The sequence below is a fragment of the Pseudophaeobacter sp. A-200-2 genome, from assembly GCF_041008815.1.
Taxonomy (GTDB): Bacteria; Pseudomonadota; Alphaproteobacteria; order Rhodobacterales; family Rhodobacteraceae; genus Phycobacter; species Phycobacter gallaeciensis_A.
Genome location: NZ_JAXGFU010000007.1, coordinates 198,005 through 223,844 on the forward strand (window position 1 = coordinate 198,005; position 25,840 = coordinate 223,844).

General features: G+C 59.0%; 21 protein-coding genes. 9 read left to right on the forward strand and 12 right to left on the reverse strand.

The annotated features are described in order from the left end of the window. Window positions 1-68 precede the first annotated feature (68 nt). Entirely contained in the window at window positions 69-1,127 is a 1,059-nt protein-coding gene (locus SM766_RS12530; protein ID WP_082996021.1) for a CsgG/HfaB family protein, read from the reverse strand. Between the two features lie 65 nt (window positions 1,128-1,192). Further along, the gene (locus SM766_RS12535) at window positions 1,193-1,648 is read right to left on the reverse strand and encodes a curli assembly protein CsgF (protein ID WP_065271213.1); all 456 of its coding nucleotides are present in this window, start codon (window positions 1,646-1,648) and stop codon (window positions 1,193-1,195) included. 682 nt (window positions 1,649-2,330) lie between these two features. On the opposite strand from SM766_RS12535, the gene SM766_RS12540 reads away from it, so the two are divergent. From SM766_RS12540 to SM766_RS12565, 6 genes are all read left to right on the forward strand, one after another. Further along, window positions 2,331-3,929, forward strand: coding sequence for a beta strand repeat-containing protein (locus SM766_RS12540; protein ID WP_274834822.1), 1,599 nt, complete (start codon window positions 2,331-2,333; stop codon window positions 3,927-3,929). Between the two features lie 78 nt (window positions 3,930-4,007). Further along, window positions 4,008-5,291, forward strand: coding sequence for a beta strand repeat-containing protein (locus tag SM766_RS12545; RefSeq protein ID WP_368947984.1), 1,284 nt, complete (start codon window positions 4,008-4,010; stop codon window positions 5,289-5,291). Window positions 5,292-5,379: 88 nt separating this feature from the next. Beyond that, on the forward strand, window positions 5,380-6,801 hold the full coding sequence (locus SM766_RS12550) for a hypothetical protein (protein ID WP_274834820.1): 1,422 nt from the start codon (window positions 5,380-5,382) through the stop codon (window positions 6,799-6,801). Between the two features lie 165 nt (window positions 6,802-6,966). After that, complete coding sequence (locus SM766_RS12555; protein WP_368947985.1) at window positions 6,967-8,526, forward strand: beta strand repeat-containing protein; 1,560 nt, start codon at window positions 6,967-6,969, stop codon at window positions 8,524-8,526. Window positions 8,527-8,602: 76 nt separating this feature from the next. Next, window positions 8,603-9,715 (forward strand): hypothetical protein, encoded by a 1,113-nt coding sequence (locus SM766_RS12560; protein WP_065271208.1) that lies wholly within the window; start codon window positions 8,603-8,605, stop codon window positions 9,713-9,715. Between the two features lie 85 nt (window positions 9,716-9,800). Next, on the forward strand, window positions 9,801-11,192 hold the full coding sequence (locus SM766_RS12565) for a hypothetical protein (RefSeq protein WP_368947986.1): 1,392 nt from the start codon (window positions 9,801-9,803) through the stop codon (window positions 11,190-11,192). A gap of 709 nt (window positions 11,193-11,901) precedes the next feature. Here SM766_RS12565 and SM766_RS12570 read toward each other — a convergent pair. From SM766_RS12570 to SM766_RS12585, 4 genes are all read right to left on the reverse strand, one after another. Then, window positions 11,902-13,086 (reverse strand): helix-turn-helix domain-containing protein, encoded by a 1,185-nt coding sequence (locus SM766_RS12570; protein ID WP_368947987.1) that lies wholly within the window; start codon window positions 13,084-13,086, stop codon window positions 11,902-11,904. Window positions 13,087-13,559: 473 nt separating this feature from the next. Next, window positions 13,560-14,756 (reverse strand): UbiH/UbiF family hydroxylase, encoded by a 1,197-nt coding sequence (locus SM766_RS12575; RefSeq protein WP_368947988.1) that lies wholly within the window; start codon window positions 14,754-14,756, stop codon window positions 13,560-13,562. 74 nt (window positions 14,757-14,830) lie between these two features. Further along, window positions 14,831-15,079 carry a hypothetical protein gene (locus tag SM766_RS12580; RefSeq protein WP_274829657.1) on the reverse strand — a complete coding sequence of 83 codons (249 nt, stop codon included), beginning with the start codon at window positions 15,077-15,079 and terminating at the stop codon, window positions 14,831-14,833. A 204-nt stretch (window positions 15,080-15,283) separates the two neighbouring features. Beyond that, window positions 15,284-15,928 (reverse strand): pyrimidine 5'-nucleotidase, encoded by a 645-nt coding sequence (locus SM766_RS12585; RefSeq protein ID WP_368947989.1) that lies wholly within the window; start codon window positions 15,926-15,928, stop codon window positions 15,284-15,286. A 144-nt stretch (window positions 15,929-16,072) separates the two neighbouring features. On the opposite strand from SM766_RS12585, the gene SM766_RS12590 reads away from it, so the two are divergent. Then, complete coding sequence (locus tag SM766_RS12590) at window positions 16,073-16,723, forward strand: GntR family transcriptional regulator (RefSeq protein ID WP_368947990.1); 651 nt, start codon at window positions 16,073-16,075, stop codon at window positions 16,721-16,723. Between the two features lie 58 nt (window positions 16,724-16,781). Here the strand turns inward: SM766_RS12590 and SM766_RS12595 are convergent, their stop codons facing one another. Together SM766_RS12595 and carA are read right to left on the reverse strand one after the other, a co-directional pair. Further along, entirely contained in the window at window positions 16,782-18,803 is a 2,022-nt protein-coding gene (locus SM766_RS12595) for a glycosyltransferase (RefSeq protein ID WP_368947991.1), read from the reverse strand. 98 nt (window positions 18,804-18,901) lie between these two features. Continuing rightward, entirely contained in the window at window positions 18,902-20,065 is a 1,164-nt protein-coding gene (gene carA, locus SM766_RS12600) for a glutamine-hydrolyzing carbamoyl-phosphate synthase small subunit (RefSeq protein WP_065271201.1), read from the reverse strand. A 181-nt stretch (window positions 20,066-20,246) separates the two neighbouring features. Here carA and SM766_RS12605 point away from each other — a divergent pair, with 181 nt between their 5' ends. Beyond that, on the forward strand, window positions 20,247-20,720 hold the full coding sequence (locus SM766_RS12605) for a GatB/YqeY domain-containing protein (RefSeq protein WP_065271200.1): 474 nt from the start codon (window positions 20,247-20,249) through the stop codon (window positions 20,718-20,720). 77 nt (window positions 20,721-20,797) lie between these two features. On the opposite strand, the gene SM766_RS12610 is transcribed toward SM766_RS12605, so the two are convergent. The 3 genes from SM766_RS12610 to SM766_RS12620 form a co-directional block, all read right to left on the reverse strand. Then, window positions 20,798-21,553: a prephenate dehydrogenase/arogenate dehydrogenase family protein gene (locus SM766_RS12610; protein ID WP_368947992.1), complete on the reverse strand. Its 756-nt coding sequence runs from the start codon at window positions 21,551-21,553 to the stop codon at window positions 20,798-20,800. Between the two features lie 209 nt (window positions 21,554-21,762). Continuing rightward, window positions 21,763-22,257: a DUF2244 domain-containing protein gene (locus tag SM766_RS12615; protein ID WP_368947993.1), complete on the reverse strand. Its 495-nt coding sequence runs from the start codon at window positions 22,255-22,257 to the stop codon at window positions 21,763-21,765. Between the two features lie 162 nt (window positions 22,258-22,419). Continuing rightward, entirely contained in the window at window positions 22,420-24,123 is a 1,704-nt protein-coding gene (locus SM766_RS12620; RefSeq protein ID WP_065271198.1) for a cytochrome c oxidase subunit I, read from the reverse strand. A 241-nt stretch (window positions 24,124-24,364) separates the two neighbouring features. Here SM766_RS12620 and SM766_RS12625 point away from each other — a divergent pair, with 241 nt between their 5' ends. After that, window positions 24,365-24,787 (forward strand): HIT family protein, encoded by a 423-nt coding sequence (locus tag SM766_RS12625; RefSeq protein ID WP_274829652.1) that lies wholly within the window; start codon window positions 24,365-24,367, stop codon window positions 24,785-24,787. A gap of 364 nt (window positions 24,788-25,151) precedes the next feature. Here SM766_RS12625 and lipB read toward each other — a convergent pair whose 3' ends face one another. Beyond that, window positions 25,152-25,835, reverse strand: coding sequence for a lipoyl(octanoyl) transferase LipB (gene lipB / locus SM766_RS12630; RefSeq protein ID WP_368947994.1), 684 nt, complete (start codon window positions 25,833-25,835; stop codon window positions 25,152-25,154). Window positions 25,836-25,840: the final 5 nt, after the last annotated feature.

Below are 25,840 nucleotides of genomic sequence, written 5' to 3' on the forward strand. Positions count from 1 at the left end.
GTCTGGCCCAGGATCTGAAACGATCCTGTTATTTCAGAAAGTGAAGTGCCTAAGCGGGCAGAACGAGGTTAACCAATGACCTCGCCGTCTGCCGGCGGCGGCGGCGTTACCGGGCCACCTTCATCGACTGCAGGCGGCAACTGACGCACGCTGGGGGCGGGCGGTGTTGGTCGCGGCTTGGGCCGCGTCTGGGTAATCCGGGCGGCAGAGATCGTCACTGGACGCACCGGGGGGAGCGTCTGGCCGAGGTATTCCCCCAGTTTCTCCTGACGGTACTTCGCAATCAGGCGCTGCTGGGATCCCTTGTCCTTGAAGGCCCACAACCCGACCTCGGCCCCTTCGATGATGGTGCCGTAGACAGCCTTTTCGATGGCCTGTTGCAAGGCAATCAAGCGGGGTTCGTTCCCGGTCACGCCGGCTTCGATTTCAAGCAGCTCGTCCAGCGCGATGTAGCGGAACACGCTACCCCGGATCAGGGAGGAGCCGATTGATTTCTGGGTGACCACGCTGGTGAGGACTTCGCCAGTTTCGGTCGAGACAGCCCGCAGGCTGACGGTCACGGTATCCAGTTGCCACTCGGTATTGCCGCCGATGCCAAGGTATCGTGCGCCTGCGCCACCTGTTTGGGTGTTGCTGTCGTATCCCACGATTCCACCCTGCAGGATGATGCCGGAGTGCAGCAGCGGCGCCAATGCATTCGGATCGATCTCTGTCTCACCGCGATACTGCCGACGCATTTCAGTGAGGATCTGGCGCTCCCGGACGAGGTCCTGCAGGCCGGCGCGATCCAGAACTGTGAACCAGCGGCGTTCACCGGCATCCTGTAGTGCTTTGATCAGAACCGCAGAACCGCCCTGGGACACGGCCCGGGACAGTGTCTGGACGAGTTCGCGCTCTTTGTATTGTCCGGTAAGGTCAGGAAAATCGTAAACGGAGACGGATATGCGGCGCGTCGGTTCTGGCAGCGTGCGCAGGCTCATGTTGACCGGTGTCGGCTGCACAATCGTCGGATCGGTGGTCCCAAAAAATGGCCCTGGCGTTGTGGCGCAGCCAGAGAGAGCAGCGGTTCCAGCCACCACCATGGCACGGAGTAGCACTCGCAGGCCTGCTTCTTTACCAAACACCATGTTTATCCTCGTTCTAATTCGTAGCTGTGGCTGCCCGATCTGCCAGGCAATCAGCAAACCTAATTTTAACTTCCAGTTACCAGTTGCGGGACCACGATTTCTGTCACGGTGCCATCCAGGGAGTCGACAATTGTGAGGCTGATGGAATCCACCGTACGCTCAAAGGTGACTTCGGTGGTTCCGAACGTCACTGTGCCCTGATCGGATGGGTTGCTTCCGAAGATCGCCTCTGTCACCTGGCCCGCGAGAGCGGAAAGCAAGCGACCTTCGAGCTGGCGCACGAACAAATCGGCGTTTGTGGTTCCGGTCGGAGATGTTGTTCCGGTCCCTGTGGTCGAGCTGCTTACTGCATCCCGCGCTGTCGCGTCGCGTTGCGCATTCGCAGTCGACAGCAGGTGGGATGAGTTGAGGGGAGCACCGCCGAAGGACGGGTTGATCGGAGTATAGGTCAACTCTCCAGATACACCGGCTCCCGCAAATAAGAGTGCCGATGCAGTGAAGCCAATGAAGGAATTTTTCATATCAACCACCAATCCTACAAACCTGCCGTGATGCGTCGCTAATTGACCGACTCACGGGTGATAACAACCACGCCGACTGGGTGTCCAGCGCCCATCATCTCTAAAAGCGCAGCAAATAGTGACTTGGCGATGACGAATTGTCCAAGTTGAAATAATTCGCATAAGTGTGTTGCGAATCTGTCACTTGTTGATGATGAAGGCTCGCGTCAGGGTTTTTGCGGGAAATTGGGCAATTCTAACAATGGTTGTGTTGACGTTACGAAAGCGCACGCGTTGCGCTTGGATTCGTTGGTGGCTCCCCCGTGAAATTGACGCTTAATTGAAAACAATCGTCCGGATTTGGGGTGAATGGGTGCGGGGTGCGAACGAGTTCGGTCCGGATTGGCTAAAATTATATAAAAATTTGCGACTTGATTACTGAAAGCTTGATTTAAATCATCTCTTAGGTCTCAATGAGGCGGCAGAATTGTTAACAGAAAGTTAACGGTGCGTGGGGGCGCACGAGGGGTGAATGGGCAGAGGAATATCTTTCATAGCCACATCTAAATTCTTGGTGCGTGGGCCCTTTTAAACAGTTGGGTCGGGGCATGCCTGCAATTGATGCAGGACGCCCCGCTGGGGCGGTTCCGAAGTCGAAGGCTTCTTTGGCGGAAGAACCTGGTAACGATAATTGGAGACCAAAATGCGAATTTCAAAACGTTTTCTGGTGGCAACGACTGCGTTGACGCTGAGCATGAGCGCGGCAGCCCATGCTGATGACAACAAGGCCTTTCTGGAACAGATCGGATCCGACAACAGCGCAAGCGTCGATCAGTCGCTGGGCAACACGAACCAGGCAGGCGGTCAGCAAGGTTCTTCGTCAGCCTCTGGCAATGCGATGGTACAGAACGGCGAGGGTAACTCTCTGGATATCGTCCAGTCCGGTGACGACAACTTCATCGGGGTCCGTCGGGGGCAGGGCGGCGTCAACAACGGTGTGACCCAGACCGGCGACGACAACTCCGCAACGGTAACGCAAAGCTCCGTGACCAACTTTGTCAATGTGATCGAGCAAACTGCCACGAGCTTCTTGTCGGTGGGGAACGAGCTGACGATCACCCAGTCTTCGGTCGGCAATGCTCCGCGTAGCGGTCCGTTGAGCGGCGATGGTAACTTGCTGAGCGGCGTGCGCCAGACGTCGACCGGTCTTGTTAAGAACAGTGTGACCGTCTCGCAGAACGTAAATGTTGCAAACGGCAGCAGCTACACGCGCAACCAGATCGGCGGGAACCTTAATCAAAACGAGAACGCAGGTCTGATTTTTGAAAACTCGAACCTGAACCAGGGTAACAATGGCGTTGTCCAGGTGGGTTGGGGTAACTCGGCCAACCTGACACAGGACGGCACCCGCAACTTCATCAAGCTTGTTGATCAGGCTGGTGGCAGCAACACAGCGATCGCGACTCAGAATGGTGCGTTCAACAGGATTTCCACGATCGCCCAGTCTGGTACAGGCCCGTTTGGTTTCGGTGGGAACATTGCTATTGTGTCCCAGAGCGGCAGCAACAACGGCCGCGGCGGCTTGACCCTGCCCAATGCCGGCTCGGTTGGGGCCACGGATTCCAGCATTTTGCAGTCCGGCATTGGCAACTCGGTGAACTATGCTGCGCTAGGCGACAGCAACGAATTTGGTTTCACTCAGTCCGGTAACGGCAATACCGTCGGATCCGTCTCAGTTGTCGGTTCCGGCAACCAGACCGCTGGTTTCCAGGATGGCAACGCCAACATCATCACCATTATACCGATCGTTGGCGACGATAACGACGTTGGTGTCAAACAGGTGGGGACCGTCAATGTGGCGACTGCCATCCTGACCAACGGAAGTGATCGCAACGCGCTGCTGATTGATCAGAATGGCGGCTTTAACGTTGCCACCATGAGCGTGAATGGCGATGACAACGTTGCCAAGCTGGATCAGACCGGGACTGGCAACAACTTCATCCTGGCCATGGTCGGCGACGCGAACAACAACACGGCCCTGTCGGGGACCTTCAGCGGCAACGCCGCATCCCTCGGGCTGACAGAAGGCGTATTTACCCAAGATGGCGCGGGTAACTCTTTCTTGGGCTCCGTTATCGGTTCGAACAACCTGATGGCCTCGCTTCAAGATGGCAACAACAACGCCATCGTTGCGTCTGTCGTTGGCGGCGCCAACCAGGCAGCGGTTTCCCAGGTGGGCAACAGCAATACAGCCAATTTCACCCAAACTGGCGGCAGCAATAACGCTGGCATCCTTCAGTAAGCTTTTTGGCGGGGGCCTCATTCCTGAGGGTCTCGCCGTTTGATGGGGCATTTACCCCGGCTCAAAACGGAGAAAATTATGAAACTTCTCAAAACATCCTTGATTACCACCACAGCCCTGACGCTTTCGCTGAGCACTGCAGCTTTTGCGGACAGCAATGAAGCCTACCTGGATCAGCAGGACGTGGCGAACAGCGCGATCGTCGATCAGAGCGGTGGCGACAACAACAAGGCAGGTTATGCTGGTCTGAAAATGACCCAGGACGGCTTTACGGCTGCCGATGGCTATAACCAGCTGAGCATCACGCAGTCGAGCGACAACAACGAGATCGGCTTGATCGGCTCCGGCGTGTCTCAGGTTGGCAAAGCCTCCAACCCGGGTGCCGTTTCCTCGAACGTGGCAACCGTGACTCAGTCCGGCGGTGGCAGCAACGTGATCGGCGAGCTGGTGCAGTTCCACAATGGCGGCCCCGGTTCTGCGGGCGTTCCCAACACCCTGACGGTGAAGCAGAACGGAACGTCGAACAACATCACCACGATCAATCAGGAAGGCAAGGTGAACGACCGCAACACGGCGACGATCACCATGTCCGGCACCAGCGACAACATCGATTTGGTGCAGCAGAAAGTGTCCAACAACGGTTCGGGTGACAATACCCTGACCATCACCATGAACGGCGTCAGCAATGGCATCGGGGACTTCACCGGCTTTGCCAATGGCTCGGGTGCGGTTGCGGCCCACTTCCGCCAGTTCAATGCGACCCGCACCAACGCCAATGTCATCATCGGCGGCACCGGCAACCTGGTCGGGACCTACCAGCAGGGCAAAGACAACGATGTTGGCACCCTGGAAGTCACCGGCGACAACAACCAGCTGGGTGTTCTTCAGCACGGTAACAGCAACCTCGTCAACGTTGCCGCGATTGCAGGTAACGGCAACAATGTTGGTATTTCCCAGATGGGCAACACCAATGGTGCTTCGGTTACCGTAACCAATGACAACAACGCCTTCGGTGTCATGCAGAATGGCAACGACAACAGCGCAACGGTTTCCGTCTTTGGTGATGGCAATGGTCTGACCGGCACCACGCCTCTGTTGGCTGGTTCCGCGCTGGCGGCCGCTGGCAGCCACGTTTCCTTTGAGGCGGGCCTGATCCAGCAGCAGGGCAATGACAACACTGTCTTGGCCTCCGTGACTGGCAACAACAACCTGTTCGGTACCCTGCAGTGGGGCGCTGACAACAGCATCACCGCCACCGTGAATGGCAACAGCAACCAGTCTGCCGTTGTTCAGGTCGGCAGCAGCAACACCGCGAGCTTCTCGCAGACTGGCGGTACCAACAACGCTGGCATCATTCAGTAATCAAAGAGTTGCGCGGGGCTGAATGCATTCCTCAGCCCCGCGATTTTACGTGTGTTAATCATTTTGACCTCTGGGGGGAGGTACTATCATGAAACTTCTGAAAACGACCTATATCACGACAACTGCTCTCACCCTTTCGATGAGCGCCGCGGCTTTCGCCGGCAGTGGCAACGAAGCCTACTTGGATCAGATCCAATCCGGATCCGGGACGGGCACGAACAGTGCTCTGATTACCCAAAGCGCGGGTAACGACAACGAGGCGGGTTCGACCAGCCAGAACATCCGTCAGATTGCACAGAGCAACTCCAACAACGATCTGGACATCGTGCAGAGCGGCGATAACAACGACATCGGTCTGAACGGCTTCCAGCAGCTGGCGCAGTATGCCTCCTCTCCCAACGGCAACACTGCGTCGATCACCCAAAGCTCGAATGACAACGTAGTTGGCAAGGTGACTCAACGAAACCGCTTCGGTGGTGCGGTCGGTGCGTCCGGCAACGCATTGACCATCCTGCAGCAGACCGGTGACGACAATGTCATCACGGAGGTTTTCCAGGACAAGCACAAGGGCGGTTCCGGCAACACGGCCACGCTGACCATGTCCGGCACCAGAAACACCATCGCGCTTGCCAAACAGACCGTCACAGGGGGGAGCATCCCGGGCAACACGATGACTGTCTCGATCTCCGGCGACGACAACGGTCGTGGAGCGCTGGGTGGATATGCGGCTCTCAGCGGTGCGTCCACAAGCGAACTCAAACAAGGGTTCGAAGACTTGAACAACGGGAATGTCAACAAGGGCAACAACGCTCTGGCACTCGACATTTCCGGGAACAGCAACCAGTTCGGCGTGACGCAGGACGGGACGAACAACACTGTTGGCACACTGTCCATCACCGGCAGCAGCAACGAGTTGGGCATCAGCCAGGTCGGCGATGCGAACACTGTGCAGCTTGCTGTGCTGGGGGGCAACTATAACAACGTTGGTATCTCGCAGACTGTCGACAACAACTGGGCGCAGGTCGACATCAGCGGGTCCTCCAACGAAGCCTGGGTGATGGAACACGGCAACCGCAACTTTGTGGACCACTGGGTGGAGGGCGACCACCATACTGCCGAGATCGACATTCTCGGCGACGACAACTCACTGAACACCCATCAGCGCTGGGGCAATGGCAACCAGATGTATGTGAGTGTAACCGGTGATCGTAACAATAATGGTGGTGCATTGAGCGGCAATGCCGGCAGCGCATTTGCGGCTGCCAATGGTGTCACCGGCCTTCCGATGTCTGCGGGGTCCCTGTGGCAACACGGCAGCAACAACGAGATGACCGTGACAGTCACCGGAGACGACAACCTCTTTGCAGTCCTGCAACGGGGTAGTGGCAACGCGCTTGTCGGAACGGTGATCGGGGCCAACAACCAGGCTGCCGTGGCGCAAAATGGCAACAACAACACTGCCAACTTTGTCCAGAACGGTTCGTACAACAACCTCGGCATCATCCAATAAATCGACACCCCGTCGCGGCAGATCCGCGGCGGGGCTCAATCCCGTTTGCAACACAATTTCTATAGCATTCAGGTGAGTTTAACGATCAATTTCAGGAGCTTGACCCAATTGAACTGTGCCCAACATGACGCTGTTGACCATTGAATATTGCATTGGGGGCGTAAGATGACACATCTGAAGACAATCCTGGTGACCTCCACGGCCATGGCATTGGCCGCCGCGGCTTGGGCGGACAGCAACAAAGCGGCCATTGTCCAGAACGGCAGTGGCAATGCCGCATTGATCGACCAGGGGGCCGGAACGAACAACGTGGCCGGTACAACGGCGACGTTCACCGACTATGCCGACATCCCGCTTCGGCAGGACGGGGACAACAACGACCTTTCGGTTAAGCAGTCGGGTAACGGCAACCTTGTGGGCTACAACGGCAACAGCGGCAATCCGGCTGGCTATGTCCAGCAACTTGGGGACGACAACCTTGCTACGATCGAGCAGACGACGGACGGCAACGCCGTGATCCGTCTGTCTCAGAAAGGCGACGTCGGGACCGGCACGGGTGAAAACGTCCTGACCATTCTGCAGACGGGTGGCAACAACAACACGCTGCGAACTGTACTCCAGCAGGCAACCGGCGGAGTTCCGGATCTGGCCAATACTGCGGCTTTGATCCAGGACGGTACCGGTAATCTGATCAATACCGTTCAGCAGTTCGGCGAAGACAACAGCCTGGCCGTTCAGATGACCGGCGATAGCAACGGCACCACCGCGCTGTCGGGCGTGGCGGATGTGGCGAATGATGCCACCTTCATCCAGCGCGGCCTTGGCAACATGATCAACGTTGACATCGCTGCCAACAACACCGGTATCGGTGTGGAGCAGCGGGGGAACGGCAACGCGGTCGGCACGTTGGACATCAACGGCGACAACAACGAGATCGGTATCGCGCAGGGTGGTCCTGTTAACCAGTCCAGCCAATCGGGCAATAACAACCTCGTGGCGATGGGCGTGATCGACGGCGCCTCCAACATCATCGGGATCCGCCAGTGGAACGATGACAACATGGCGGTTTTGAATATCATCGGCACCTCGGACGACAATATCGTGTCGATCCTTCAGAAAGACGTGTTCGGAACGGGTGGCGAGGCCATCGTCAACATCGACGGAGACGCCAACGGTGGTGACTTCAACACCGTCGCGATCATGCAGCAGGCCTGGGGCTTTGCTGATGTGGGCATAGTCGGGGATCAGAACAATGTGCACGTCACCCAGTTCAATGCTGGTGAAGCAACCCTTCGCATCGGCGGCGCCGCGGAGGGCGACAGTAATTTCCTGTCCGTTGTGCAGGGCCTGTCCAGTCCGGCGAGCCCCAATGTTGTGACGGCGTCCATCTTTGGCGACGGCAACAATCAGGCAGGTGGCTTCAGCGCGCCTGTGTCGTTAACGGCAGCCGTAGCCGCGACCGGCTACCAGACCTGGGACGGCCTGCAGCCGGGCGAGTTGAGCCAGAAGGGCATGGGCAATGTGATGTCGCTGACGGTTGGTGTCGATGGCGTCAGCCAAGCTAACGATAACCTCTTCGCCGCCAGCCAGCATGGTGATTTCAACACGCTGACCGGCACTATCAACGGCAGCATGAACCAGGCCGTCGTTGCACAGACGGGCAACAGGAATGTTGCTGTTTTCGCACAGACAGGGTCCGGCAACAGCATCGGCATCGTCCAGTAAAATGTTTCGACTGGGGCGGACCACCGCCCCCACACGACAACCGGGGAAGTATCCCCCTGAAATAAGGATCACAGCAATGCGGAATACGAAAACAATTCTGGCGGCCTCAACGGCGCTTTCCCTTCTGGCGGGTGCTGTCTTCGCCGGTAGCGGCAATGAAGCTCTGCTGAGCCAATCCGGAAATGCAAACAACGCTCTTGTCACCCAGTCGGGCGACAACAACAGTGCTTTCGGCTCGGTCGATGGTGGCACCACCAAGGCAGACATGATCCAATCTGGCGACCAGAACACGCTGACCATTACCCAGTCGGGCGATGGCAACGAAATCGGCATCAAGGGAAGCCTTGTGACCTTTGGCGGTGGGGCCGGTCTGAACCAGACGAATAATAACGCCACGACCGCAGGCAATTTCAACGTGCTGAGCGTCACCCAATCCACCAATGGAAACGCGGTGCAGGGAATCCGTCAGCGTGTCTTTGCCGGGGCAGGAGGCAACAGCATGACCATCACCCAGCAAGGCGGTGACGGTAACCTGATCGGTGATATCAAGCAGTGGCAGTATGGTTCCTCAGGAGCCAATACGGAGGGGCAGACGATTGCCATCCTGCAGGACGGTGCCAACAACCAGATCCGCGCGGTCTATCAGGACCTGACGGGCAACGGGAATGAAGGCAATACGATGTACATCGACATCCTGGGCAACAACAACAGCGGTGCCCAGCCGGTCAACTCGGATGCGCGTGCCGGATACAATGGTGGCGGACAGTTTCGCCAAAACGGCTACGGCAACTACATGGATGTGGACATCACCGGTGACTCCAACGGCTATGGGGTGAACCAAGTTGGTGCCCGCAACTCGATCGGTACGCTGGCCATAAATGGTGACGGCAATGCGTTCGGCATCGCACAGCTTGGCAATGACAATACCGTTTCGGTTGTCAGCGGCATCAACGGAAATGGCAACGATTTCGGGGTCAACCAGAACGGATCTTCCAACCTAGTTGATGTGGCGCTTTTCGTCGGTGATCTCAATGAGCTGCTGGTCGATCAGGACGGTGCTGACAACACGTCCTACGTGACCATCGATGGTGACCAGAACGATGGCGACATCACCCAGGGTGGCGGTGGCAGCAATACCGCATCGCTGAGCCAGGTCGGTGACAGCAACGTGGCGACCATCACTCAGTGACGCCGCAGCGCCGGATTGGCGCAAAAAATCAATCAGGCCGGGCGCCAGCGCGCCCGGCCCCTGATCCGTAGGAGCCCGTCGTACAATGCGCATTCTCGTTCTTCTCAGCGTTCTTCTTCCTGCGGCGGCTGCCGCGCAGGACAATCTGGTTTTCATTGATCAGATCGGTTTGGAAAACGAGGCGCTGATCGATCAGGTCGGAAGTGGCAACCAATTGGGCCTTGATACGGATGTCGCGCTGCAGGAGGGTTATTATAACAGCCTGATCGTGACCCAGACGGGGGCGGACAACCAAGTGGGCACCATCGGACGGGGCTTTGAGCAAAGCGGCAATTCGCAGACACCTACGATTTTCAACCAGGTCGACATCACCCAAGGCTCCAACAGCAACCTTGTGGGAGAGGTACTTCAGGCCGCAACCGGGGCCATCCCATCTGGCGCCAACCGCCTGTTCATTCTGCAAGGACAGTCCGGGTCGGGAGATGGCAACCAGATCATCACCGTAATCCAGGAACAGCTGGACGGAATGCCTGGTCAGATTGCCCAGATTGAACAGACCGGCACTGAAAACACTCTGCTGCGGGTCGAGCAGCGGTCCGAAACGGCTGCGCAATTCGCCGAGAACATCATCCGCGCCCGGTTCACCGGATCCTACAACGGTCGCGGTCAGCTGACCGGGCCTGCTTTGCTGTCCCGCGCCCTCGACAACGCGCTCATCCAGCGTATCGGCTACGATAATATGGGTGCAAACGGCAATGAGATGGATCTGACGGTTTCTGGGGATTTCAACCGCTTTGGCATCTTTCAGGGCGGACGCCGCAATTCGGTCGGTTTCGTCACAATCACCGGCGACACAAACGAAGTGGGGCTGCGCCAGGATGGTTTGCAGAATGATATCACCATGTCCACGGTCGCTGGCGATGAAAACCGGGTCGGGGTGGGGCAGATCGGCACGAACCGCGCCTGGGTGGAGCTGACGGGGTTCAGCAATCGGAACGACATTCTCGGGCTGCAGGAAGGCACCAACGATCTGGAGTTCTATGTCGAAGGAACTGGCAATATCGCCTCAGCGGACCAGAACTATTTTTCAGGATTGGGGGGCGGCAATGCCGCGGAATTCCGCATTCTCGGAGACAGCAATTTCCTAGACCTTCTGCAACAGGGGCAAAACACGGCTGTCTTTCTTGTTGAAGGCGACCTGAACAATGCCGCACCTGCAAGCTTCACGGGTGTTGCAGCCAGCGATCCAAGTCTGACGCCGGGTTTCTTCAAGCAACTTGGCTTCGGGAATGATGCCACGACATCCATCACCGGGGACGCAAACCTAGTTGCCGCGGTACAGGACGGTGATGCGAATGGTTTCACGGTCATCATTGTCGGCAATACGAACCAGGCCGCCGTCGCACAGCGCGGAAACGCGAACGACGCGTGGATTTCTCAAAACGGGACCGGAAATACGGCTGCAATCATCCAATAATCTGGCCCCCCCTTTATCTCTGCCAATATCGTGCACTTGCGGAGCGGAGAGGATGTAAGCGCTTTGCCGCGCTACCGGCCTTGGCGGGCGGTTCTGTATAGGGCGCTTCGTCTTGCGCCGCCGAACTGCAACATGGAGTTGGCCAGAAGCGGCTGACGCCCGGTGTCCGTCAGCGGGATGTGACCGGTCCCCCCTGCGACGATGCCGCCTGTCAGGTGGCGGGCGGCGGCGGCGAATTCAGGGGTCAGGTAGGGGCTGGACGCGGCGCTCAATTGGGGCAGGCAAAGCCGTGAGGCCCACAGGAACGGATGAGTCGAGAGACGGGCTTCACCGGACGGATCGAGAAAGAATGCTGCTTTCACGGTTGATTGGCGTGACCATGCTATCGTGTTTGAGAGTGACCAAGAAAGGCGAGCTGCCCCTGAAACTGGCCGCCATAGACGCCGGAGGACCGGGGCATCGTAATGGGAAGAAGCACAAGACCGGCCGCCATGGCAGCGGCTAGTGCCAGTGCAAGAAGAGAAGTCATTTCTTTCATTTGCGGTTTCCACTTCCTGGGCTGAATAGTTTTAAAGACGCACTGGCCGTCTGGCGCATGGCGTACTCAAGGTATCGTTACATGTTTTGTACGGCGTTCCGGGTGCGGGGGTCTTGGCAGGTTCTGCCAGCCATATGACCCTATCTGCCAAACCGGGTGTCCACGCTGCAGTTATTGGGTCGCTGCAGCCTGCCGGTATTGGGCAGGTGCCTGGCCAACCCAGCGTTTGAAGGCGCGGCTGAAAGTACTTTGTTCGGAAAATCCGGTGAGGAATGCGATCTCGGCGATCGAGAAGTCGCTTGTGGTCAGCAGTTCATGGGCAAGTTGGGTTTGGGCCTGTTTCAGGGCCTCTCGATAAGTCAGCCCCTCTTCGGACAGGCGGCGGTAGAGAGTGCGTTCGCTCATCCCCATGGCGCGCGCGATGTCGCCCGCTTGTGGCAAGCCATGTTTCAGTGCCTGTGACAGGTGGCGCATCAGATCGGTCATCAGCGGTGGGTTCTTGTGCAAGGCACACATTTCCTCATCCAGATGCCGGATCAGGAAGTCGGACACCGCCTTGTCTCCGAGCCGGACCGGCAGATCCAGCGCGGTGGAGGGCAGGGCGAGGGCGTCCCGGTCTGCTTCAAAGTGAACCTCGCAGCCAAAATACTCGGCATAGCGTTCAGGCGTGCCTCGGCAGGGGTGACGAAAGGATGCATAGGATAACTGGATATCCTGTCCCAACAGGCAGCGGATCTTGTGAGCAAAGCTGGCCAATGCGCATTCATTGCGAAATTGCAGGACGGGATGAGTGACGGAACGCTCTTCGATGATCAGGCGAGCAGGATCCTGAGTGTCATCAAAAAGATAATCGACAGTGTCGGTCATGAGCCGGAAATAGCGCTCGATAAGGCGCATGGAGCTGCGTAGATCAGGTGCCGTCTTGATCGCAAGCCCCAGCACCCCGAGATCGTCCAGCTGGATGGTCTCTGCGTAAGTGGAAATGAGAGCGACCTCATCTTCCTGGGTGCTCCGTATCCAGTCCAGAGCGTTGAAATACTCGGCCTCGGGCATGATCCCATCCGCGCCCGGCCGAAAGCGATAAACAACTTTCCCTTCAGAGAGCAAAGCACCGTCGTTCGACATCGTCAGACCAGCGGCATTGGCCATCGTCGCCACAAATGTTGTTGTTACACTTGGCATTCGACTCTCCCTGTTTGGGAAACGAAGATAATTTATCTTTTGATTTAGGGATAGAGACTTCGGGGTGTCCTTGGCGCCACCACGGGCGTCGTTGCTGCGCCTGCCGGCTCCATTTGGGGGCCTGACGCGCTGTGGGGCGGTGGCAGCGCCTGCAATTTGGGGCTGGTCCGTCATGATGTGCCTCCTCCCTAATGATCCGTGAGTTAACTGATCAGTCAATGCTCTGCAGGGTGTACTGATCGGTACGCAAATGTCAATGTAATTCTTTTCTGCTCCGCTCTCTTCACAAGTTGGAGAGGGGAAATCTAATACTTTTCAGAGGTTTAATAACTTTTTTGCAAAGTTTGCGCGCGCGTGAGTGAAAACTGATCGGTACACCTTTGAGGTGAGTTCGGCGGTGCGATCATGAAGCAAGGTCGTGGGCAGGGCGCCGTCTAGGCCGATCGTGATAGCGACATGCCGTGGCGCCCGCAGAACCCAGCCAGACGGAGGCTCGCTGAGTAAATGGAAATCACGCCACATCCGAATCGTTCTCAGACGCCTGCAACATGGCAGCAGGGCACTGCGACGTTAGCCGCGACGGGAAAGGCCCGCCAACTATGGCAGGCGCGGCATCCAACATGATGTGCCCGAAGTTCTTTGCCTGGTTATTTTACGCCAAGGCCCATCTGCATCAGGGTCCGGCGCACCGGCGCCATTGAATAGAGCGCATTGAGGCCAAAGGCACGTAGATCGCGCAGCGGGCGCGGTGCCAGCATCGAGGTGCGGTTCAACAGGTCGATGCCTTTGACGCGCAACATGATGTCCTTGTGGCGGGCCTTGTTGTAGGCCTCCAGCATCGCAGCATCGCCCAATCCCTCGGGGCGGGCCTCGGCCAGTTCCAGCAGACAGCGCAAATCGCTCAACGACATGTTCAGCCCTTGGGCGCCGATTGGCGGCACCACGTGGGCCGCCTCTGCCATCAGCGCCAACCGCTCGCCGTTCAGCCGCTCAGCCGACTGGCTGATGATCGGCCAGATGGTCCGGCGGGAGGCCAGCGTCAGATCACCCAGCAAGCCACAGCTGCGCCGGGTCATCGCGGCCTCGAACTCTGCCGTCTCCATCTGCAGCAACTCGCTCGCCCGCGGACCGCGTTCCATCCAGACTACGGCTGAGGACGGCAAGCCTTGATAGTCGGGCAGGGGAACCAGGGTGAATGGCCCGCCCGAGCGGTGGATTTCGGTCGAGACGTTTTCATGTGGGACCGGATGGGTTACCGCAAAGGCCAGCGCCTTTTGCCCGTATCGGGTGGTCTTGATCGGAATGCCTGCGGCCTCGCGCATCGGGGAATTGCGCCCGTCGCAAGCAAGAACCAGTTTTGCCTTTTGCTGGCTGCCGTCGGTCAGGGTCACGCGAGCTTCGTTCAGGCGGGTGAACAGCTGCGTGGTGCCAACGCCGGGGCGGAAATCTACATTCGGCAGATCAGCCAGCGCTGCGACCAGCTCCCGGCGCAACAGCCAATTGGGCAGGTTCCAGCCAAAGGGCTGGTCCGAGATATCGGCGGCGTTGAAATCCCGCACCACCCGCGGTTCGGGGTGCTCTCCGCCAGCATCGACGATGCGCATGATCTGGAGGGGGGCGGCGTGATCAGCAAGCCGGGCCCAAAGGCCACAACGCTCCAGCAACTCGCGGGCGGGCTGCAGGACTGCGGTGGTGCGCAGGTCGGAGCCATCGACGTCCCGCTCGGTAATCGGGGGGGCCGGGTCAACGCAGATCACCCGGAACCCGGCAGAGCCAAAAGTGGCGGTGGCTGTCAGTCCGGCGATGCCGCCGCCGGAAATCAGGATGTCACAGGTCTGGTCCATGGCTGCCGCCTTTCATCGTCCGTCTGCCCTGAGATATGCCCCTAGGCAGAGGAATGACAAGCGGCATATGGTCCTTATCCGCGCGTGATCAGGATCAAGAGCGTGAACATCACCGGTACAAGGCACAGGGCCGGTATATAAAGACCGGGAACGCCGAACATGACCACCGAGCAACCCCAGAGGCTGACGAAGGTGCCAAGCGCGTAATAGATGTTGTCCTTGGCGCCATAGGCGACCTCTTTGCAGATCCGGCCCAGAAGGGGGATGGCAAACAGCAGCCGCTGCCAGAGAGACAGGCGTTCGGGGAGGGTATAAGCAGTCATATCGCGTTTCCTGTATGTATTACTGCGGCTTCATTTAGGTCAGGAAAGGTGACTATTGCAGGCGAGATTTCGTCGCAGTCTGCTTGCGCGTGGAAAACCGCTCAGCTGAGCCGAAATTTACCGCGGTTCAGCAGCCATTCTGCCGCGCCGGACGACCCGGTGCAGCCATTGAGTGGATAAGGGTACGGGGGAGCGGTGCCGGTTCTACAACAGGCGGCTCAGGAACCCTGTCAGATCATCAGTATGGTGATGGATGTGATCGCCGTCTTGCGGGGCTGGCGCGACATGGACGGTGCGCATGCCCATGGCGTGCGGTGCAGCCAGATTGCGGGGATCATCCTCGAACATGGCGGCGGTTTGTGGCGCAATGCCCGCCTTGGCAAACACAGTGTCGAATGCCTGCCGTTCGGGTTTTGGCCGGTAATTGGCGTGTTCGACGCCATAGATCCCGTCAAACAGCCCAGCCAGACCGCGCGCTTCGAGAACCCGCTCGGCATAGGGGGCGCTGCCGTTGGTATAGACGATCCGCCGCCCCGGTAGATCCCTGATCCGGGCGGCAAGCTCGGCATCCGGGTCCAGCGGCGCAAAGGAAATGTCGTGCACCGCAACCAGATAGGGATCGGGATCGATGCCGTGTTCTTGCATCAGCCCGGCCAGGGTGGTGCCATGTTCCCGCCAGTAGTGTTTGCGCAGACGGTCGGCCTCGGCGTGATCCACGCCCAGTTCGGCCATCACATAATCGGTCATCTTGACCTCGATCTGATCGAACAGCCGCGCCGAGGGCGGGTAAAGCGTGTTGTCGAGGTCGAAGACCCAGTGACGGACATGAGAGAAATGTGATTTGACCATGCCCTTCGATTAAGTTGGATGCAGCTGTTTTGCAATGCAGCGCGGCTTTTCTGGCCTGCGTGATTTCGGCGCAAATTGAGCAAGAGGCTTGATTGGCTGGGGTCGCACTGTAGAAAAGACCGGATGAAATCCCACGGAAAAACCATGAACCAGCACCGCAGCAATCAGAAAGACGCCTATGCGCTGATCCTTGAAGCCATCGACGTAGGCGTCTACCGGCCCGGCGACCGACTGGTGGAAAGTGATCTGGCCGAACGCTTTGGCGTCTCCCGCACGCCGATCCGCGAAGCCCTGCAACGGCTTGAAACGCAATCGCTGCTGGAGCGGGACGGCAGGTCGCTGATCGTGGCCTCGCTGGATCATAACCAGATGGCCGAGCTCTATGTGGTGCGGCGCGAACTGGAAGGTCTGGCCGCGCGGCTTGCCGCGCAGCACGCCACCGAGGAAGAGATCCGTGTCCTGCAGGAGATGGTGAAGGCCGATGATCAGCTGGTCGATGATCCGACCGAGCTGGCCAAGGCGAACCGGCGCTTTCACGAACAGATCCACCTTGCCTCGCACAACCGCTATCTGGTCCAGCAGCTCAATCTGGTGCACCGGACAATGGCACTGATGGCAACCACCTCGCTGGCGGCCAAGGGACGCGGCAAGATCGCGCAATCCGAGCATAAGGGTATCGTGGATGCGATCAGCAGGCGCGATGCGGATGCTGCGGCAGATGCCCTGAAAGATCATATTTCTATCGCCTTCATGACCCGTCTGAAACAGGATGCTGGCGACCGCAGCAAGGGCTGAGCAGCCGGTTGCTGACCGGTGACCTCTGGTTGCTTTGGCGGAGACAACCGTCGGTGTTCTAAGGTCCTGTGGGTGCGGTGTTCCGGGGGGCGGTTTGCTCAGGATCCTCTGCCTGTGGCGCAGGGCATTCATCCGGCGCGTGGATCCCATGATCGGTCTTGTCCCAGAAGAAGGGATGAAAAACCAATTCATAGAACCCTTTGTAGGCGGCAACGACGCCCATGGGATAGTAGAACAGCAGGCAGGGGGCCCATGGGGCCAGCCACCGCCGACCGGTCACAAAGGCCGCGATAACAGCCGTGGTCTGGTTCAGGAGCTCAAAAATCACCAGACTTGCGACGGCCAGCGTCAGCCAGCCCCCGGGAACCGTGCCCGCACTGGGATGGGGAACGCCGAGGGCCACGAGCCAGAAGCTCCACAAGAACGGTGCGAGCAGAAATTGCCCGACAGAGCCAAGGAAAAAGACCTGAAACCCCAGGAACTGCCGCCAGCCAAGATCCCGGAACAGCTGCGCCGGGGAGCGCATATGCACACAATAGGTCACCATGAAACCCTTCAGCCAGCGTGACCTCTGCTTGATCCAGGGCCAGGGACGGCAATTGGCCTCTTCATAGGTGGTGGAGGCCAGCATCTCGGTCCGGTAGCCTGCCCGGAACAGGCGCACACCCAGGTCCGCGTCCTCGGTCACGTTGTGGGCGTCCCAGCCGCCGACGCGGTCCAGAATGTCGCGCCTAACGAACATGGTGGTGCCACCGAGAGGCACGACCAGCCCCATGCGGGCAATTCCCTTTAGAACGATGCGGAACCAGCTGGCGTATTCCAGCGTAAAGCAACGCGCGATCCAGCTTGCACGCGGGTTGTAATAATCCAGCACGCCCTGCACGCAGGCGAGTTCAGGCGGGGCATGGGCAAACGCCTCTGCCACCCGGTGCAGCTGATCGGGCTGCGGCGCGTCCTCGGCGTCCCAGACACCGATGATGTCGCCGTGGCAGTAGTTCAAAGCATAGTTCAGCGCCCGGGGTTTGGTCGTCAGATCAGCATAGGCTGGAACTCTGACCACCCGGGTCCAATGAGGCAGCCGCGCCTTTTGAACCGCCCGTAGCGTGACAATGTCATCCTCTTCCAGCACCAGAAGAACGTCCAGCAGATGGCGTGGATAGCGCAGTTTCCTGAGCCGGTGCAAAAGCGCGGCGCTGATTTCGGCCTCTTTGAATAGTGGGACCAGCACCGATATGCGTGGCAAATGATCCGGTCGCAGGCGCCCACGGGGCTGCGGGGGCGGGCGGTAACGCTCTGCCAGAAACCCTGCAAGGCCAATCACCCGGAAGCCTGCGAACAGCACGAGCAGCGCCATTGCAAACGCGCTCAAGGCATTGAATACAAACAGCGGCATCAGGATGGAAAGGCTCAGCACCATTCCCAGCCAGACTGCAATTGCCATATGCAGCCTGCCGTGGGCCAGAAACCGGCTGCTCATCTCGGACGGCACGCTGTGGCTGGCTCTGCGCACCATCCGGTGCCGCAGGCTGCGCGTCAGCAGATCGCGAACCTGCTCCTTGCGGGCAAGCGCCGGGATCACGGTGCCAAAGGTATTGCGCAGCTGTTGTTGGATCTGGTTTGCCCTGCCGAGATCGGCGATAGTCACGACAATCGCATCCCCCAACTTCATCCAGGGCACGGCAGAATTCCGGAGCCAGAAGGCCGGAGGCATCTTGTTCAGAAGGTTCGGATCCGGTCGGGCCTGCGCCAGCTCGACATACCGAAACGCGTCGCGCGTGGAGCTGTCGGTCCCTTGCGGCGCGCGGGTGCGGGGCTGCGCGGTATTGGGCAGTAGATCCTGCAACCCGTCCGGCAGGGGTTTGCCGTGCCGTCGCAGAGTCAGCGCACGTATCGCCTCATCAGGCTGATGTTCCGCGCCCGGCGTCGCGGGCTGGCGCCGTTTTACCTTTACCGGAGGAGGAGCGAAAGCAGAGCGATATGCCTTGTTTCTGTGCTGATGTGCAACCAGATGGTGCTGCGCCTGTTGCGCCCGGAATAGTGATTTGCCGGGATGGCGCAATCCCCGTGTGTGCTTACTCATATGAAGAACAACCCCAGATAGAAACTGGAGCTACGGTTGCCATCCATGGTTAATGGGTGGTTAACATGAGCGCGCTCAGGGGGCGGCCTCCGCGGTTTTTACGACGCTTTCCGGGTCGCCATGGCTTCCGCAAAACGTTCGAAAAGGTAAAAGCTGTCCTGCGGTCCGGGGCTTGCTTCCGGGTGGTGCTGCACGGAATAGACAGGGCGCCCGGTCATGGCGATGCCGCAGTTGGAGCCGTCGAACAGCGAAATGTGGGTTTCTTCCACCCCTTCGGGCAGCGACTGCGCATCCACCGCGAACCCGTGGTTCATCGAGGTAATCTCAACCTTGCCGGTGGAATGCTCTTTCACCGGGTGGTTTGCACCATGGTGGCCGTGGTTCATCTTGACCGTCTTACCACCCAGCGCCAGCGCCAGCATCTGGTGTCCAAGGCAGATGCCAAAGACGGGCAGATCGGTGGTGTCGAGGATCGTCTTGATCATCGGCACGGCATAGGCGCCGGTGGCCGCCGGATCGCCAGGGCCATTGGACAGGAATACTCCGTCAGGATTATGGGCGAGCACCTCTTCGGCCGTGGCCGTTGCAGGTAGAACGGTCACATCGCAGCCCGCAGAGGCCAGGCAGCGCAGGATGTTGCGCTTGGCGCCATAGTCGACGGCGACAACTTTGTGCTGGGGGGCCTCCTGACGGGTATAGCCTTCGGGCCAGGCCCACCGCATTTCGTCCCAGCGATAGCTTTGGGCGCAGGTGACGTCCTTGGCCAGATCCAGACCTTCCAGACCGGACCAGCCGCGGGCGGCTGCAACCAGTGCTTCCACGTCGAAGTTGCCTTCCGGATCATGTGCCAGCGCCGCATGCGGAGCGCCCTGCTGGCGGATCGCGCGGGTCAGGCGCCGGGTGTCGATGCCGCCGATGGCGATACGGCCGGTGCGGGTCAGCCAGGCTTTCAGCTCTTCGGTGGCGCGCCAGTTGGAGGCCAGCGTCGGATCCCATTTCACCACCATGCCAGCCGCAACCGGATCGCCGGTTTCGTCATCCTCGGGGGTGACGCCGGTGTTGCCGATATGCGGGAAGGTAAAGGTCACGATTTGCCCGGCATAAGACGGGTCGGTCATGATCTCCTGGTAGCCGGTCATCGCGGTGTTGAAACACAGCTCGGCCACGGTTCGTCCTGTTGCGCCGAACCCGGTTCCGTAAAAGACGGTTCCATCAGCAAGCGCAAGACACGCGGTTGGCTTGGACGGTGCGGTATCGGCCATGACACGACTCTCCATGAGGTGAAATTCAAGGGCTTGTAGGGGGTGGTTCAGAGCGGGTCAAGAGCGCTGCGCATCGGCGCGACAAAGCCTGCAGGCAAAGGGCGTCAGAGCGCGCGCTTGAAATGCGGCTTTCAATTGGATAAACGTCCGAATTCCGATGCCATGGGGATGGGTACAGAAAATGGATACGCGTACACGGGTCAATCAGGCCCTGAAGCAGGCCATGAAAGACAAGGCAGCCGAACGGCTGGCAACGCTTCGCCTGATCAATGCCGCGATCAAGGACAAGGAAATCGCCGCGCGCGGTGATGGTGAGGAAGGCAGTATCGGCGATGCTGAAATCCTCGGGATCCTGGGCAAGATGACCAAGCAGCGCAACGAAAGCGCCCGCGCCTATGAAGAGGGCGGTCGTCTGGATCTGGCTGAGCGGGAGCTGGCGGAAATTACCATCATCGAGGAATTCCTGCCCAAACAGCTGACCGAAGAAGAGATCCGCAGCGCGGTCAAGAGCGCGGTCAGCGACACCGGTGCGGCCTCGATCCGGGATATGGGCAAGGTCATGGGTGTTCTGAAGTCCAAATACACCGGGCAGGTCGATTTCGGCCTTGTCGGCCCAATGGTCAAAGACGAGCTGTGCTCTGAAGGCGGCTGCTGAGACAGCTGCCGGATCGGGCATTCGCCATGAAAGATTGAGTGCGTAAAAAGGCCCGCATCGCTGCGGGCTTTTTGCTTTCATGGCAGTTCGGCATCCAGTGCGCCGACTACGGCCCCGGCCTTGCGCAGGAAATCTTCGCGCACCTTTGCGGCAAAGGGATTGGCCTCTGCAATTGCGGCAAAGACGCCAGGGGGATCCCCCTGAACCATCTGCACCGCTTCGACCAGTCGGTCAAAGCTGGCAGTCGTCATCCGGGCGGGCAGGGGGCCCATGTCGGATAGGGTCCGGGCAATTAGGTGCGTTAGCCCCTGAACGGTGGCGGCCTCAATATCGTGCTGTTCTGCGGTGGTCAGAATCACCTGTAGGCCCAACACCGTTCTGAGAAAGGCCGCCAGGGGCAGGTGAGACCTGCCGCGTATGTTGCAAAGGGCAATTTTGTGACCGGCGAGGCCAACGCGGGCGCTTTGCGGGCCAAAAAGAGGGTGGGTGCCCACGAGGTCAACATGATCCGGCAGGCGGCTTTGCATGATTTGTACCGGCTCCAGCTTGACCGAGCCGACATCCGCGACAATGGCGCCGGGCTGAAGGTATGTGCGGATCTCACTACATACGCTCCCGATGGTATGAACCGGCACCGCGAGGATCACCAACGGGCAACCAGCGGCCGTGGCCAGATCGCCGGAGCGCTGGTTCGGTCCTGAGATGGCGTCCGGTGGCAGGGCTGGATCGCAAATCACGAGCGGTACATGCGGCGACAGGTGGCGGGCGATCAGCTTACCGAATTGGCCAAAGCCGATCAGGCCAACCGTGTGGATATGAGGCATTGAAGTCATCGAAACGCTCCGGTGGGCCACGAAACCGGAGGAGTGTCTGATGCTTCTGCTGACCGCCGGATCGCGGCGGGTGAACATCAAAACAAGTGTATGCGGCCGCCGTTATGGAAACAGCGGATAATAAACGGTGCTGAAAAGAGGCGTCGTTTTACACATGCAGGCTGAGTAGCCCGCGGACCGGGGAAAGTCAAAACCCGATTTCAGCAGGCTCAGCCCCGCAGTGCCGATTGCAGGTCGTCATAGAGCGCCTTGCGCTCATCCTCGGACAGGAAGGCGCCGATCTCCACTTCCCGGCCTCCGCCGCGCAGGGTCACGTAATTGGGCACTGGTCCATCGTGGGCGTGCAGTTGGACGGTGGTCCAATGGCGATTGCAATGCCAGCTTTGATGTCCGCCGCGGGGGCCGGTGCGCTCCAGCCGGGCCTCTTCGGGGCCCAGCGTGAGAACCTCCAGGATCTGCCGGTCGCGTCGGCTGCGGTCCAGCGCCCATTTCATGCCGAAGAGGGTGATCAAAAGAAACGGCAAAAGCCCCCAAAGAACGAAGGATCCAAGCAGCGGCAGCAGGGGCACCGCAATCAGAACAGCAGTCAGGGCCAGAAACCGCACGTAGCCTTCGACGGGCAGGGATTGATGCGGCCACAGGTGCAACTCACGAGGGGCATCACCATCTGCGGCGCTGTCGGCGTGGGTCCAGTTGTAGGGCATGAGACGAGCAGGATGTAGGGATTGGATAGAGCTTTGAAGTATGGTCCCGGCGGGCAGGTTTTCAAGGCGCGCTTTGTCGCAAAAGAGAAGATTGAATCTACGAAAAAAAAGGCCCCGGAGCATACGCTCCGGGGCCTTTTGTTTTACTGTGCCATCCACCTTTTAGTGGGAGTGGGAACGATCCCAGTCTTCCTGCTTGGGCAGGATTTCAAAGGTGTGCTCGGGCGGCGGCGAGGGCAGCGTCCACTCAAGCGTATCGGCATATTCGTTCCAGTAGTTGTTCTGGGTGATACGTGCGCCGCGCAGCAGCGAGTAGATCACGACACCGAAGAAGAACACGAAGGATGCGAAGGACAGGAACGCGCCGTAGGACGAGATCTTGTTCCAGTAGGCGAAGCCTTCGGGATAGTCGATGTAACGACGCGGCATGCCCTGACGGCCCAGGAAGTGCTGGGGGAAGAAGGTCAGGTTTGCACCGATGAAGAACATCCAGAAGTGAATCTGAGCGCCGATTTCGGAGTACTGCTTGCCGGTCATCTTGCCGAAGTAGAAGTAGATGCCTGCGAAGATCGCGAAGACAGCACCGAGCGACATCACGTAGTGGAAGTGAGCAACCACATAGTAGGTGTCGTGATAGGCACGGTCCACGGCGGCCTGCGACAGAACCACACCGGTCACACCACCAACGGTGAACAGGAACAGGAAGCCGAAAGCGAACATCATGGGCGCTTTGAACTCGATGGAGCCGCCCCACATGGTTGCGATCCAGGAGAAGACCTTAACCCCGGTGGGAACCGCGATGACCATCGTTGCCAGCATGAAGTAGGCCTGCTGGTTCAGCGACATACCAACGGTATACATGTGGTGCGCCCAGACGACGAAGCCCAGAACACCGATCGCAATGATCGCCCAGACCATCGGCAGGTAACCGAAGACCGGCTTCTTCGAGAAGGTCGCGATCACGTGGGAGATGATACCAAAGCCCGGCAGGATCACGATGTACACTTCCGGGTGGCCGAAGAACCACAGGATGTGCTGGTACAGGATCGGGTCACCACCGCCTGCGGGGTCAAAGAAGGTAAAGCCGAAGTTACGGTCCATCAGCAGCATGGTGATGGCGCCAGCCAGAACCGGCAGGGACAGCAGGATCAGCCAGGAGGTGACAAAGATCGACCAGGAGAACAGCGGTACCTTGAACAGGGTCATGCCAGGGGCACGCATGTTCAGGAAGGTGGTGATCATGTTGATCGCGCCGAGGATCGACGAGGCACCCGAAACGTGGACGGCGAAGATCGCCAGGTCCATCGAGAAACCGCCTTCATTGACCGACAGCGGCGGGTAGAGAACCCAGCCCACGCCAGAACCCATCTGGTCGTTGCCGCCCGGTGCCAGCACCGAGGCAACCGCCAGCGAGGTACCAGCCACGTAGAGCCAGAAGCTGAGGTTGTTCATCCGCGGGAACGCCATGTCCGGCGCGCCGATCTGCAGCGGCATGAAGTAGTTGCCGAAACCACCGAACAGTGCCGGGATGACCACGAAGAACATCATCAGGATGCCGTGCGCGGTGATCAGAACGTTCCAGAGGTGTCCGTTCGGGGTACATTCGCCCGGAACAGATGCCGCCATCGTGCTCAAGAAGCCGCTGATGAGACCTTTGTCCAGGTGCTCCATGCACATGTACTGAACGCCGGGGTCCATCAGCTCAAGCCGCATGAACACGGTGAACGCGACGGAAATGAAACCTGCAAGCGCCGAAACGATCAGGTAGAGAATGCCGATATCCTTATGGTTCGTGCTCATGAACCAGCGGGTGAAAAAACCGCGCTCGTCTTCGTGGCCGTGACCATGAATGGCTGCGTCTGCCATTTAAGGTGCCTCCTGTTGCAAAACTTAAGGCCACTGGGAGGGTTTCCGGGCGGCCTAGACTCGATGTTGGTTTTAGAGCGCCCTTAAAGGGCCTTCAATGGCGGAGTTTGATCTGGATCAAGAATAATTGTCGCGGGGGGTGGCTTTTCTGGGGGGCATTCCTATCACGGATCGGCAATGTTAGACCTGCGCCAGCCCGGCGCGCAAAACCGGGAGACCGCTAAGGATGGAGAGACAGCCGATGCCCGCCTATGATTCTGACAATATCTTTGCAAAATTGCTGCGCGGGGAAATCCCCTCGGCGCGGGTTTATGAAGATGATGATACTCTCGCTTTCATGGATATCATGCCCCGGGCAGATGGGCATCTGCTGGTTATCCCGAAAACACCCTGCCGCAACGTTCTGGATGCCAGCCCCGAGCAACTGGCGGCCGTCATGCAGACCGTGCAGAAAATGGGCCACGCGGTGCTCAAGGCTTTTGACGCGGACGGTGTCACCATCCAGCAGTTCAACGAGGCCGCAGGTGGGCAAGAGGTGTTCCACCTGCATTTCCACGTGCTGCCGCGCAAAGAAGGCGACAAGCTGCGCCCGCCGGGCAAAATGGGCGACATGGAGCAGATCCAGGAGCACGCGGCCAAGATCCGGGATGCGGTCGCCGGTTGACCGGCTGACGCAATGCTGAGCGACAGCGCTGCCGCATCTTTTTGAAGGGCGGCGGCGAATATTAACTCGACCGAAAACTGGGCGTTGTTCGGGGGCGGACCGACCGGGTGCTGGTCAGGCGTTTTGCCTCTGTCTAAGATGGCCGTCCATGCCCGCTGCCTGCCTCTGGTTCTTCGGCCAGCCTTCTGGGGGCGGGGACACAACAAATTGGTGGGATTGGGCGGATCTCCATTGCATTGGTCTGCCGATGCGGCTTCCCTGACAGTCAATATAAGGTGGCAAAGCGGTCACTTCCTGTGACTGTGCCGACCTCACACTGATTTGGAATGTTTTGCTCGATCACGCCGGGGCAGCAATCCTGGGTTCAGGCGGAGCAGGAAGCCCCGTTGGCGGCGGCCTCTGCCCCGAAGACCTCATCGAAGCTGCGGCGCAGAGCTACATCGACATCGGCCATGGTGACGGGCAGGCCCATATCCACCAGACTTGTGACGCCATGCTCCGTGATGCCGCAGGGCACGATTCCGGTGAAATGCTCCAGATCCGGTTCCACGTTGATCGAAATTCCGTGGAAACTCACCCATTTACGCAGGCGGATCCCGATCGCGGCGATCTTGTCTTCTGCGATTTCTCCGGTCGAGGTCCGCGGTTTGTCCGGGCGTTCGATCCAGACGCCGACACGGCCGCAGCGGATGTGTCCGGTCAGGTTGAACTCCGCCAGCGCGCGGATCACCCAGTCTTCCAGCTGCTGCACAAAACGGCGCACATCATGGCCGCGTTTACCCACGTCCAGCATCACATAGACAACCCGCTGACCGGGGCCGTGATAGGTATATTGCCCGCCGCGTTTCGACGGGTAGACCGGAAACCGCTCTGGGTCGGTCAGGTCTTCCACCCGCGCCGAGGTTCCGGCGGTGTAAAGCGGCGGATGTTCAAGCAACCAGATGCATTCATCTGCCTCGCCTGCGGCGATGGCAGCCGCCCGTGCCTCCATGAAATCGGTCGCTTCCTGATAATCGACGGGGGTGTCGGATGTGATCCAGTCAACCATTGCAG